This is a genomic window from Kitasatospora sp. NPDC048715 (genome assembly GCF_043198905.1).
In the GTDB taxonomy this organism is placed as follows: domain Bacteria; phylum Actinomycetota; class Actinomycetes; order Streptomycetales; family Streptomycetaceae; genus Kitasatospora; species Kitasatospora lactacystinica.
This window is the reverse complement of the sequence record NZ_JBICVH010000014.1, coordinates 223244-235729: the sequence shown is the minus strand read 5'-3', so window position 1 is coordinate 235729 and position 12486 is coordinate 223244. Positions and strand designations below refer to the sequence as shown.

The following is a 12486-nucleotide window of genomic DNA, read 5'->3' as shown; positions in this document are numbered from 1 at the left end:
CACCGTCAGCGGGCCCCCGCTGCACGGTCGGCGTCCTGGGCCTTGAGGGCGCGCTCGACGCCCGCCCGCGCCTCGACGACCTGGCGCCGCAGCGCCGGCGCCGGCTCGGCCGAGGCCAGCCACGCGTCCGTGGCCTCCAGGGTCGCGGCCGTCACCTGCAGGCCCGGGTACAGCCCGACGATGATCTGCTGCGAGATCTCGTGGCTGCGGGTCTCCCAGACGCCCTTGACCGCCGCGAAGTACTTCGCCGCGTACGGCGCGAGCAGCTCGCGCTGGTCGGACTGCTGGAAGCCGGCGATGACGGCCTCCTGCACATAGTTCGTCAGCTTGTCGGACTCCACCACCGACGCCCAGGCCTGCGCCTTGGCCTCGGCGGTCGGCCGGGCGGCACGGCAGGTGGCCGCGTGCTCCTGGCCGGCCGCGGTGTTGTCCCGCTGCAGCTCGGCGGCGATGGCGGCCTCGTCGGCCCGGCCGGTGGCGGCGAGGCGCATCAGCAGGGTCCAGCGCAGCTCGGTGTCGACCGCGAGGCCCTTGATCTCGACCGAGCCGTCCAGCAGCCCGGCGAGCAGGCCCAGCTGACCGTCCGTACGGGCGACCGAGGCGAGGGCGCGGGCCCAGGCCAGCTGGTGGTCGCTGCCGGGCTCGGCGGCGCGCAGGTGCTCCTCCGCGGCGGCGGCCCAGCGGTCGAGGCCCTGCTCGCGCCACTGCGGGTCGGTGTAGGCGTCGAGGGCGAGCTTGACCTGGCGGTGCACGGACTGCACCACGCCGATGTCGCTCTCGCGCCCGATGCCGGACAGCGCCAGCGCCAGGTAGTCGCGGGCGGCCAGCTCGCCGTCGCGGGTCATGTCCCAGGCGGAGGCCCAGCACAGCGCGCGCGGCAGCGAGTCGACGAAGGCGCCGAGGTGCTCGGTGACGACGGCCAGCGAGTCCTCGTCGAGCCGGATCTTGGCGTACGAGAGGTCGTCGTCGTTCAGCAGCACGACGGCCGGGCGGTGGCGGCCGACCAGCTCCGGCACCTCGGTGCGCGGGCCGTCGACGTCCAGCTCGATCCGGTCGGTGCGCACCAGCGCGTCGCCGTTCAGCTCGTACAGGCCGATCGCGATGCGGTGCGGCCGCAGCACGGCCTCGCCCTTGGCGCCGGCGGGCAGCGCGGGGGCCTCCTGGAGCACCGCGAAGGACTCGATGTCGCCGTCGGTGTTCACCGTGATCGAGGGCCGCAGCACGTTGATGCCGGCGGTCTCCAGCCAGGCCTTGGACCAGGCCTTGAGGTCGCGGCCGCTGGCCTCCTCCAGGGCGCCGAGCAGGTCGCTGAGCCGGGTGTTGCCCCAGGCGTGGCGCTTGAAGTACGCCTGCACGCCCTGGAAGAAGGCGTCCTGGCCGACGTACGCCACCAGCTGCTTGAGCACCGAGGCGCCCTTGGCGTAGGTGATGCCGTCGAAGTTGACCTGGACGTCCTCCAGGTCGTTGATCTCCGCCATGATCGGGTGGGTGGACGGCAGCTGGTCCTGCCGGTACGCCCAGGTCTTCATCTGGTTGGCGAAGGTGGTCCAGGAGTGCGGCCACTTGGAGCCGGGGGCCTCGGCCTGGCAGACCGCCTCGGCGTAGGTCGCGAAGGACTCGTTCAGCCAGAGGTCGTTCCACCACTCCATGGTGACGAGGTCGCCGAACCACATGTGGGCGAGCTCGTGCAGGATCGTCGCGGCGCGGGCCTCGTAGGCGGCGTCGGTGACCTTGGAGCGGAACACGTACTGGTCGCGCAGGGTGACGGCGCCCGCGTTCTCCATCGCGCCGGCGTTGAACTCCGGGACGAAGAGCTGGTCGTACTTGGCGAACGGGTACGGGAAGTCGAACTTCTCCTGGAAGTAGTCGAAGCCCTGCTTGGTGACCTCGAAGACGGCCTCCGGGTCCAGGAACTCGCGCAGCGAGGGCCGGCAGTAGACGCCCAGCGGCACCTTCTGCTCGCCGTTCTCGTAGGTGTCGAAGACCCCGACGTACGGGCCGGCGACGAGCGCGGTGATGTAGCTGGAGATCCGGCCGGTGGGCTCGAAGGTCCAGACCCGGGTGTCGCCCTCGCCGACCGGTTCCGGGGTCGGCGAGTTGGAGACCACGACCCAGCCGTTCGGCGCGGTCACGGTGAACGCGAACGCGGCCTTCAGGTCGGGCTGCTCGAAGTTGGCGAAGACCCGGCGGGCGTCCGGCACCTCGAACTGGGTGTACAGGTAGGTCTCGCCGTCGACCGGGTCGACGAACCGGTGCAGGCCCTCACCGGTGTTGGTGTACTCGCAGTTCGCGACGACCCGCAGCTCGTTCTCGGCCGCCAGGCCCGGCAGCGGGATGCGGCTGTCGGCGAAGCTCGCCGGGTCGAGCCGCACGCCGTTGAGGACGACCTCCTCGACGCTCGGGGCGACGAGGTCGATGAAGGTCTCCGCGCCGGGGGTGGTGGCGGTGAACCGGACCACGGTGGTGGACCGGAAGGTACCGCCTTCACGGGCCGAACCGAGGTCGAGCTCGATGTCGTACGCGTCCACGTGGAGGAGGTCGGCCCGGGTGCGGGCCTCCTCACGGGTCAGGTTTGTGCCGGGCACTCGCTGCACTCCTTTGTCAGACTGATGCTCCGAATCCTCGCACGTCCAACGGACGGGGCGGCCGAAAAATCGCGGGCGGGGCGGGCCCGGGCGATCAGCCCGTTCCCGCCCCGCCCGCGTGGCCCGCGACGAGGGGTCATGCCCCGGTCGTCACCCGGCCGTCACCCCGGTCCACCCAACCCACCCGGTCCACCCGGGTCGCCGGTCGGTCGCCGGTCGGTTCGTCGGCCCGGCGTCACTTCTTCCACTTGGTCAGCGGACCGTCGCTGGCGCTGAAGCGGCGGAACGCGTAGACCGCGGCGCCGTCGTCCGAGATCAGGTACTCGGAGCTGCTGCTGCCGATGCCCATGCTGCTCGGCATGGTCATGGTGCCGAGGTCGGACAGCGAGCCGTCGGTCGGCGAGAGCGTCACCAGCCGGGCCGGCTTGTTGTAGCCCTGGTCGACGACCGCGCGGACCTTGCCGTCCTTGTCGGTCCCGGCCACCAGGCGCATGTCGTTGCTCGTCGAGCCGGAGGTGGCCGCCCAGAGCCGCTTGCCGGTGGTCAGGTCGTAGGCGTTGATGCCCGGCTTGCCGCCGCTGACCTGGACGTACAGCGTGGTGCCGCTGACCACGTTGCGGGTGAGGGCCTCGTCCTGGCCGGAGAGGCGCAGGCTGTCCGCACCGGGCTCCTTGACGGACATCTGGTTGCCCGGCTTGTTGTCCTTGTCGAACGGCAGGATGTAGTCGCCCTGCGGGCCGCTGGACATCAGCAGCACCAGCGGCTTGTCCTGGACGACGGAGTCGACCTGCTCGATGCTGCCGGTGAGGGTGATCGGGGCGCTGGTCGGCTTGCCGGTCTCGGCGTTGACGACGACCAGCTGCGACTTCGGGCCGGTGGTGCCGTAGCAGCGGTCGCTGACCGCGATCTGGACGCCGGCCGCCTTGCCGCGCACCGAGCAGTCCTTGTCGCGCGGCTGGAACTGCCAGGCCGGCTGGCCGTTGGCGATGTTCAGGGCGCCGACCATGTTGCCGCCGACGGCGACCACGTTCTCGGTGACGCTGAGGGTCGGCGAGGACATCCGGTCGGCCGAGACCTTGACGCTCCAGAGCAGCTTGCCCTGGGTCAGGTCGACGGCGCCGACGGTGGAGCAGTCGCTGTCACCGGTGTTGAAGGAGACGGCGGCGACGCCCTTGGAGTTGGCGCCGTAGGAGGCGGTGCACAGCTCCTTGCTGCCGGCCGGGACGGGAACGGTCCAGGCCTCCTTGCCGTCGGTCAGGTTGTAGGCCTTGATGCCCGAACCGTCGACGCGCACGGCGAGCTTGTCGGTGCCCCAGACGCCGAGCAGCTGGGTCGAGGTGTCCGCGCCGGCCGGCTTGGGGACGCTCCAGGCGACGTTGAAGCTGCCGCCCTTGGGCCCGGGGCCGGGGGTCGGGCCGCTGCTGGTCCCGCCGTTGTCGGTGGTGCCGCCGCTGTCCGCGGCGACCGGGCCCGGCGCCGGGTCGGGGTCGGGCTTGGGGTCCTTGAGCAGGACGACCAGGGCGACCACGATCGAGATCGCCAGCACACCGCCGATGATCCCGCCCCACAGCATCACGGGGTTGCGCTGCTTGGGCGGGACGGGCGCGACGGGGTAGCTGTACCCGGGCTGCTGTTGCTGCTGCGGGTAGTTGTAGCCGCCGGTGTTGTAGGCCTGCCCGGCGTTCGGGGCGCCGTACGGGGAACCGGGGACCGGGTCGTACGGGCCGAGCGGGGCGGCGCCGGGCGGCGGCGGGGCCTGGCTGGGGAACCCGGCCGCGGTCGGCGCGTACGCCGCGTACTCCGGGCTGCCGGCGGGCGGCTGCGCGGGCGGTGCCGGCGGTTGGGCGGGCGGCGGGCCCGCGGGCGCGGCCGGGCCCGGGACGGCCGCGCCGTCGAGCTGCGTCATCTGGTCCGCGACGGCGGCCGGATCCACACCGCCGCCCGGCGGGCGCCCGAACGAGACGCCCCGGTTGTCCTGCGGACCGTTGCCGGGCGTTTCGCCTGCCCCCGGCGTAGGGTGATCCCCTGCCATCTGATTCCCCGTCATGTCTGGAAGCGTCCCCTTGCCGGTGCCGTCCACGGCTCCGAGGGGACGGGTGAGAATTGGGCACCATGCTAGTGGTGTGTCGTTTTCGGCCGCCGCCAGGACAGCCGATCCCCGTCTCCGCAGGTCCAGGCCTCGCAACACCTTCACCCCCCGATCACCGCGCCCCCACGCCCGCGCCCCGGCGCTCCGGTCCGCGCCGGTCGGCCGCCGTCCGCGTCCGGGGCCCCTCCCGCCCCGGCCGGGACCACCGGCCGGGACCACCGGCCGGGACCCCTGCCCGGGCCCCCGGGCCGTACCCTTCAGGAGTTGAAGGGGACGCCCGGCGGAGGGGTCCCCGCCCTGGGAGGGTGGATCATGTCGACGGACACACCGGGCTCGCAGTCGTCGCTGCACCGGGCGAACCTGGAACGGGTGCTCCGCGCGGTGCGGATGGCCGGCTCGCTGACCCAGGCCGAGATCGCCCGCGGCACCGGACTGTCCGCGGCCACCGTGTCCAACATCGTGCGGGAGTTGAAGGAGAGCGGCACCGTCGTGGTCGCCGACACCTCCTCCGGCGGCCGCCGCGCGCGCAGCGTCTCGCTCAGCGGGGACGCCGGCATCGTGGTCGGCATCGACTTCGGCCACACCCACCTGCGCGTCGCGGTCGGCAACCTGGCCCACCGGGTGCTGGCCGAGGAGAGCGCCCCGATCGACGTCGACGTCTCCGCCCAGCAGGGCTTCGACCGCGCCGAGGCGATGGTCGAGCGACTGCTGGCGCAGGCCGGGTTCCGCCCCGACAAGGTGATCGGCGTCGGCCTCGGCGTGCCCGGCCCGATCGACGTGGAGACCGGCGCGCTCGGCTCCACCGCGATCCTGCCCGGCTGGACGGGCATCGCCCCGGGCCGGGAGCTGACCGAGCGGCTCGGCATGCCGGTGCACGTGGACAACGACGCCAACCTGGGCGCGCTCGGCGAGCTGGTCTGGGGCGCCGGCCGCGGGCTGAGCGACCTCGCCTACATCAAGGTCGCCAGCGGCGTCGGCGCCGGGCTGGTGGTGAACGGGCAGATCTACCGCGGGCCGGGCGGCACCGCGGGTGAGATCGGGCACATCACCCTGGACGAGGCCGGGCCGGTCTGCCGCTGCGGCAACCGCGGCTGCCTGGAGACCTTCGTCGGCTCCCGCTACCTGCTCTCGCTGCTCGTCCCCACCCTCGGCCCGGACCTCAGCCTGCCCCGGGTGGTCGAGCTGGCCCAGCAGGGCGACCTCGGCTGCCGCCGGGTGATCGCCGACGCGGGCCGGCAGATCGGCACCGGCGTCGCCACCCTGTGCAACCTGCTCAACCCGCGCCGGGTGATCCTCGGCGGGGACCTCGCCGAGGCCGGTGAGCTGGTGCTCGCCCCGATCCGCGACTCGGTGGCCCGCTACGCGATCCCGAGCGCCGCCCGTCAGCTCTCGGTCGTCCCCGGCACGCTCGGCGGCCGGGCCGAGGTGCTCGGGGCGCTGGCCCTGGTGATGAGCGAGATGGGGGAGTCCGGCGCGCTCGGCCGCGCCTGACGCCGCCGGCCGGCGCACCGCGGTTGGCGCACCACGGCCGGCGCACCACGGCCGGCGCACCGCGGACGGGGCGTTCCGAACGTCCCGTCCCGAACGGTCGGCTCCGCCCGGATAAGCATGGTCGAACGCCAGTGCGTCAATCCGGCGTGACCCGCCTCCCCCGCCCGACCTCCCGGAATGGCGGTAAGGAACGGTGGCACCGGGCGCGCCGCTCGGCGTCCGGGAGGCGGACATTAGACTCGACCGGTCGGCCCCGGCCGGGACCGCCGGCGTGGCACCGGACCGGGCAGCGACGCCCGTCGGACTTTCTGTGGTCCGCGAACACTGAACGAGGAGGAACGGGTGGCCCTGCTGACCCGCATTCGGGGACCGCGCGATCTCGACCGGCTCACGCCCGGACAGCTGGCCGCACTGGCCCAGGAGATCCGGACCTTCCTGGTGACCGAGGTCTCCAAGACGGGTGGCCACCTCGGGCCCAACCTCGGCGTGGTGGAGCTGACCATCGCGCTGCACCGGGTCTTCGACTCGCCGCGCGACCGCATCCTCTTCGACACCGGCCACCAGAGCTACGTCCACAAGCTGCTCACCGGCCGCCAGGACTTCTCCCGGCTGCGGATGAAGGGCGGCCTGTCCGGCTACCCGTCCCGCGCCGAGTCCGAGCACGACGTGATCGAGAACTCGCACGCCTCCACCGTCCTCTCCTACGCCGACGGCCTGGCCAAGGCCAACCAGATCCTGGGCAAGAACGACCCGGTCGTCGCCGTCATCGGTGACGGCGCGCTCACCGGCGGCATGGCCTGGGAGGCGCTGAACAACATCGCCGACGCCGAGGACCGCCCGCTCGTCATCGTCGTCAACGACAACGAGCGCTCGTACTCGCCGACCATCGGCGGCCTGGCCAACCACCTCGCCACCCTGCGCACCACCCAGGGCTACGAGCGGTTCCTGTCCTGGGGCAAGGACGCGCTCCAGCGCACCCCGGTGGTCGGCCAGCAGCTGTTCGAGACGCTGCACGGCGCCAAGAAGGGCCTCAAGGACTTCATCGCCCCGCAGGGCATGTTCGAGGACCTCGGCCTCAAGTACATCGGCCCGATCGACGGCCACGACATGACCGCCCTGGAGTCCGCGCTGACCAAGGCGCGCGGCTTCGGCGGCCCGGTGATCGTGCACTGCCTCACCGAGAAGGGCCGCGGCTACCACGCCGCCGAGAACAACGACGAGGACCGCTTCCACGCGGTCGGCAAGATCCACCCGGAGACCGGCCTGCCGATCCAGAGCGGCGGCGGGCGGAGCTGGACCTCGGTCTTCGCCGAGGAGATGGTCGCGCTCGGCCACGAGCGCGAGGACATCGTCGGCATCACCGCCGCCATGCTCCACCCGGTGGGCCTGGCCCCGTTCGCCGAGGCCTTCCCGGACCGCATCTTCGACGTCGGCATCGCCGAGCAGCACGCCGTCACCAGCGCGGCCGGCCTGGCCACCAACGGCCTGCACCCGGTGTTCGCGGTCTACGCGACCTTCCTCAACCGCGCCTTCGACCAGGTCCTGATGGACGTCGCCCTGCACAGGCTGGGCGTCACCTTCGTCCTGGACCGGGCCGGCGTCACCGGCGACGACGGGGCCTCGCACAACGGCATGTGGGACATGTCGATGCTGCAGCTCATCCCGTCCCTGCGGCTGGCCGCCCCGCGCGACGCCGAGCAGGTCCGCGCCCAGCTGCGCGAGGCCGTCGAGGTCAAGGACGCCCCGACCGTGGTCCGCTACTCCAAGGGCACGGTCGGCCCGGCCGTCCCCGCGGTCGGCCGGATCGGCGGCATGGACGTGCTGCGCGCCGCCGAGGAGCCCTCCGGCGCCCACCGCGCCGACGTGCTGATCGTCTCGGTCGGTGCGATGGCCCCCACCAGCCTGGAGGTCGCCGACCTGCTGGCCGCCCGGGGCATCACCGCCACCGTGGTGGACCCGCGCTGGGTCAAGCCGGTGGACCGGGCCCTGCCGGGCCTGGCGGCCGAGCACCGGGTGGTCGTCACCATCGAGGACAACGGCCGGGTGGGCGGCGTCGGCGCGGCCGTGGCGCAGGCGCTGCGGGACGCGGACGTGGACCTGCCGGTGCGCGACTTCGGCATCCCGCAGGAGTTCCTGGACCACGCCAGCCGGGCCGAGATCCTGGCCGAGATCGGCCTGAACGCCCCGGACATCGCCCGAAAGGTGACGGCGCTGGTCGCCAAGCTGGACGCGGCGCCGGTCGAGGCCTGACCGGAGGCCGTCCGGGCGGAGCGGTCCCCGTTCCGTTGACGACCATTTGTCGTAACTCCGTAACAGTTCGTCACGGAACAAGCTGACAATCGCACTGAAAGGCGGGACCGGCGCCATCGGCGCCGATCCCGCCCGGTAGGTTGTCATCCGTGCCGACCCCCACCCGCCTCCGCCTCATCGGACTGGCCGAGCGCCTGCCCGAGCGCGTCCGTACCCGTCTGCTGACCGGGTACTGGACCAGGCTGGTGCCGGTGCTCGCGCTGGTCGCGCTGGTCACCCACATCCCCTCCTTCGCCCGGCCCGTCTGGAGCCCGGACGAGGGCTTCCTGGCGACCCAGGCCCGGATGCTGGCGGACGGCGGCGTGCTGTACGACACCGTGGTGGACCGCAAGCCCCCGCTGCTGCCCTGGCTCTACCAGGCCTGCTTCGCGGTCTTCGGCTCCGCCTCGCTCTGGCCGCTGCGCACCCTGGCGGTGGTGGCCCACCTGGTCACGGCGATCCTGCTGGCCTCGATCGCCCGCGGCCGCTGGGGCAACCGGGCCGGGGCCGGGGCCGGACTGCTCTACCTGCTGGTCTCCATCGGGCTCTCCCCGGAGGACACCCAGGCGGCGACCTTCGAGGTCTTCATGCTGCCCGCCATGGTGGCCGCCTTCCGGTACGCCGAACGGCGCCGCTGGCTGGCCGCGGGCATCGCGGTCGCCCTGTGCTCACTGACCAAGCAGACCGGCGGCGCGGTGCTGCTGCCGGTGCTCTGGATGCTCTTCCAGGACACCCGCCGGCGCGGGGTGCGCTGGCCGCCCGCGCTGTTCAAGATCGGGTTCGGCTTCACCCTGCCGATAGCGCTGGTCGCGGTGATCCTCACCAAGCCCAAGGGCTTCCTCTTCTGGGTGGTCACCGGCAGCGGCGACTACGCCTCCTTCGGCGGCGCCTGGCTCCAGATGCTCGGCCGGGCCCTCGGCAACTCGGCCATCCTGGTCGGGGCCGGCCTGGGCTTCCTGCTCCCGGTCGGGCGCAGGCTCTGGCTCAAGTACCGCCACCGCCCGCTGCCGGTGGCCGGCGAGGAGCACGGCTCGACCACCGACCTGTGGGTCTGGCTGCTCTCCTCGGTGGTCGCGGTCAGCGTGGGCTTCCACTTCTTCGGCCACTACTACCTCCAGCTGATGCCGCCGCTGGTGCTGCTGGGCACCGGGGCGGTCGCCACCTCGGCGATCCGCTGGAAGCCCGTCCTGGCGTACACCACGGTCGCCGCCACGGTGTTCTGGAGCCTGGCACTGGCCTGGCCGGGGGAGCGGCTCAACCGCACCACCGAGGTCGCCACCGCCGTCGCCGCCCAGACCACCCCCAAGGACACCGTGCTGGTCTGGGGCATGCACCCCGAGCTGTACTGGCTGGCCGACCGCAAGCCCGCCACCCGCTACCTGACCGCGGGCTTCCTCACCAACTACAGCGGCGGCAAGGACGGCAACCAGAACGTCGGCGAGCAGTTCAGCGTCGCCAACGCCTGGCAGACCTTCGACAAGGACCTCGCCAACGGCCTGCCCGAGGTCGTGGTCGACGACTCCGGCATCGCCCCGTACCAGCCGGTCATGATCCCCCGGATGGAGAACCTGCTGGACACCCACTACGAGATGGTCGGCGTCTTCGCCGACACCGTGGTCTACCGCCTCAAGCACTGAGACGCCCGCGTCCGGGCCGGCGGGGCGGCAGCGCCGTCCACACCCGTTCCGCGCGGCAACGCCGTACACACCGTTCCGACGACGGCGCCGTGCACAACCCACGTTCCGGCGGCAACCCCGTACACGGCCCGTGCTCGGGCGGCAACCTGCACACAGCCGTGCTCGGGCGGCAACCCCGTACACACCGAGGAGCCCCGGTGACCAGCTGGTCACCGGGGCTCCTCCGTGTTCCGGGTACGGGCCGTGCCTAGGCGGGCACCGAGGCCACGCCGGGGGCGAGGAAGGTCTTGCCGTTCACCCGCTCCGAGACGCCCTCACGGTCCAGGTACGGGGTGATCCCGCCCAGGTGGAAGGGCCAGCCGGCACCGGTGATCATGCAGAGGTCGATGTCCTGCGCCTCGGCGACGACACCCTCCTCCAGCATCAGACCGATCTCCTGCGCCACGGCCTCCAGGGCGCGGGCGCGGACCTGCTCCTCGGTGAGCACCGAGTCGCCGAAGGACAGCAGCTCCAGCACCTCGGGGTCGAGGACCTGCTGCCCGTCCGTCCAGGTGTAGAAGCCGCGCTTGCCGGCCTTGACCACCTTGGCGAGGTTCTCGGAGACGGTGAACCGCTCCGGGAAGGCGCCGTGCAGGGTCTCCGAGACGTGCAGGGCGATGGCCGGGCCGACCAGCTCCAGCAGCACGATCGGGGACATCGGCAGGCCGAGCGGCTCGACGGCCTTCTCGACGTCGGCGATCGGGGTGCCCTCGTCGATGATGCCCTGGATCTCGCCCATGAAGCGGGTCAGGATCCGGTTCACCACGAACGCCGGGGCGTCCTTGCAGAGCACCGAGGTCTTCTTCAGCTTCTTCGACACGGCGAAGGCGGTGGCCAGCGCGGCGTCGTCGGTGCTGTCGCCGCGGACGATCTCCAGCAGCGGCAGGATCGCGACCGGGTTGAAGAAGTGGAAGCCGACGACCCGCTCGGGGTGCTTCAGCTTCGAGGCCATCTCGGTGACCGACAACGAGGAGGTGTTGGTCGCCAGCACGCAGGTCGGCGAGACCACGTTCTCCAGGTCCGCGAAGACGGCCTGCTTGACGCCCATCTCCTCGAACACGGCCTCGATGACGAAGTCCGCGTCGCCGAAGGCGGCGGCCTTGTCCAGCGAGCCGGAGACCAGGCCCTTGAGGCGGTTGGCCTTGTCCTGGCTGATCCGGCCCTTGCCGAGCAGCTTGTCGATCTCGGCGTGGACGTAGCCGACGCCCTTGTCGACGCGCGCCTGGTCGATGTCGGTGAGGACCACCGGCACCTCCAGACGGCGGGCGAACAGCAGCGCCAGCTGCGAGGCCATCAGACCGGCGCCGACGACGCCGACCTTGGTGACCGGGCGGGCCAGCGACTTGTCCGGCGCGCCGACCGGGCGCTTGGCCCGGCGCTGCACCAGGTTGAAGGCGTAGATGCCGCTGCGCAGCTCGCCGCTCATGATGAGGTCGGCCAGGGCCGTGTCCTCGGCGTCGAAGCCGGCCTGCAGGCTGGCCTTGTCGGCGAGGTCGAAGTCCTTGGCGGCGGCGATGATGTCCAGCGCCCGGTAGGCGGCCGGAGCGGCGCCGTGCACCTTGGCGTCGGCGACCATGCGGCCCCAGAGGACGGCGTCGTCCCAGGCCTTGCCGCGGTCGATCGCCTCGCGCTCGACGACGACGTCGCCCTTGAGGACCTTGGCGGCCCAGAGCAGCGACTGCTCCAGGAAGTCGGCCGGCTCGAAGATCGCGTCGGCGATCCCCAGCTCGAACACGTCCTTGCCCTTGAGCTGCTTGTTCTGGTTCATCGAGTTCTCGATGATGACCTTGACGGCGTTACCGGCACCCACCAGGTTCGGCAGGATGGTGCAGCCGCCCCAGCCGGGGACGAGGCCGAGGAAGACCTCGGGCAGCGAGAAGGCCGGGACGCCCGCCGACACCGTGCGGTAGTCGCAGTGCAGGCCGACCTCGACGCCGCCGCCCATCGCCGCGCCGTTGTAGAAGGCGAAGGTGGGGACGGGCAGCGAGGCGATCCGCTTGAAGACGTCGTGGCCGCCCTTGCCGATGGCCAGCGCGTCCGCGTGCTCCGTGAGCAGCTCGACGCCCTTGAGGTCGGCGCCGACCGCGAAGATGAACGGCTTGCCGGTGATCGCGGCACCGACGATCGCGCCCTCGGCGGCCTCGGCCTCGACCTGGTCCAGCGCCTCGTTCAGCTTGAGCAGCGAGCCCGGGCCGAAGGTGGTCGGCTTGGTGTGGTCGAAGCCGTTGTCCAGGGTGATCAGGGCCAGCCGGCCGGCCTGCAGCGGCAGGTCGAGGTGGCGGACGTGCGCGGTCGTGACGACCTCGCCCGGGAAGAGCTCGGCGCCGCGGGTCAGCAGCTCAGTGGTGTTGGCCAT

6 protein-coding genes are annotated in these 12486 nt (G+C 72.2%); 3 read left to right on the top strand and 3 right to left on the bottom strand.

Annotated features, from left to right (window positions below; genetic code table 11):
- Positions 1-5: 5 nt before the first annotated feature.
- Positions 6-2585: an aminopeptidase N gene (gene pepN, locus ACGFSC_RS26010; RefSeq protein WP_359910923.1), complete on the bottom strand. Its 2580-nt coding sequence runs from the start codon at positions 2583-2585 to the stop codon at positions 6-8.
- A gap of 235 nt (positions 2586-2820) precedes the next feature.
- The gene (locus ACGFSC_RS26005) at positions 2821-4491 is read right to left on the bottom strand and encodes a PQQ-binding-like beta-propeller repeat protein (protein WP_359910920.1); all 1671 of its coding nucleotides are present in this window, start codon (positions 4489-4491) and stop codon (positions 2821-2823) included.
- A gap of 495 nt (positions 4492-4986) precedes the next feature.
- Between ACGFSC_RS26005 and ACGFSC_RS26000 the strand changes: the two genes are divergently transcribed.
- The 3 genes from ACGFSC_RS26000 to ACGFSC_RS25990 all read left to right on the top strand — a co-directional run bounded on the left by ACGFSC_RS26000 (position 4987) and on the right by ACGFSC_RS25990 (position 10091).
- Positions 4987-6165: an ROK family transcriptional regulator gene (locus ACGFSC_RS26000; protein WP_359910917.1), complete on the top strand. Its 1179-nt coding sequence runs from the start codon at positions 4987-4989 to the stop codon at positions 6163-6165.
- Between the two features lie 342 nt (positions 6166-6507).
- A complete protein-coding gene (dxs, locus tag ACGFSC_RS25995) occupies positions 6508-8415 on the top strand; it encodes a 1-deoxy-D-xylulose-5-phosphate synthase (RefSeq protein ID WP_359910914.1) in 1908 nt (635 codons plus the stop codon).
- A 149-nt stretch (positions 8416-8564) separates the two neighbouring features.
- Entirely contained in the window at positions 8565-10091 is a 1527-nt protein-coding gene (locus tag ACGFSC_RS25990; RefSeq protein ID WP_359910912.1) for a glycosyltransferase family 39 protein, read from the top strand.
- 247 nt (positions 10092-10338) lie between these two features.
- On the opposite strand, the gene ACGFSC_RS25985 is transcribed toward ACGFSC_RS25990, so the two are convergent.
- The gene (locus ACGFSC_RS25985; RefSeq protein ID WP_359910909.1) at positions 10339-12486 is read right to left on the bottom strand and encodes a 3-hydroxyacyl-CoA dehydrogenase NAD-binding domain-containing protein; all 2148 of its coding nucleotides are present in this window, start codon (positions 12484-12486) and stop codon (positions 10339-10341) included.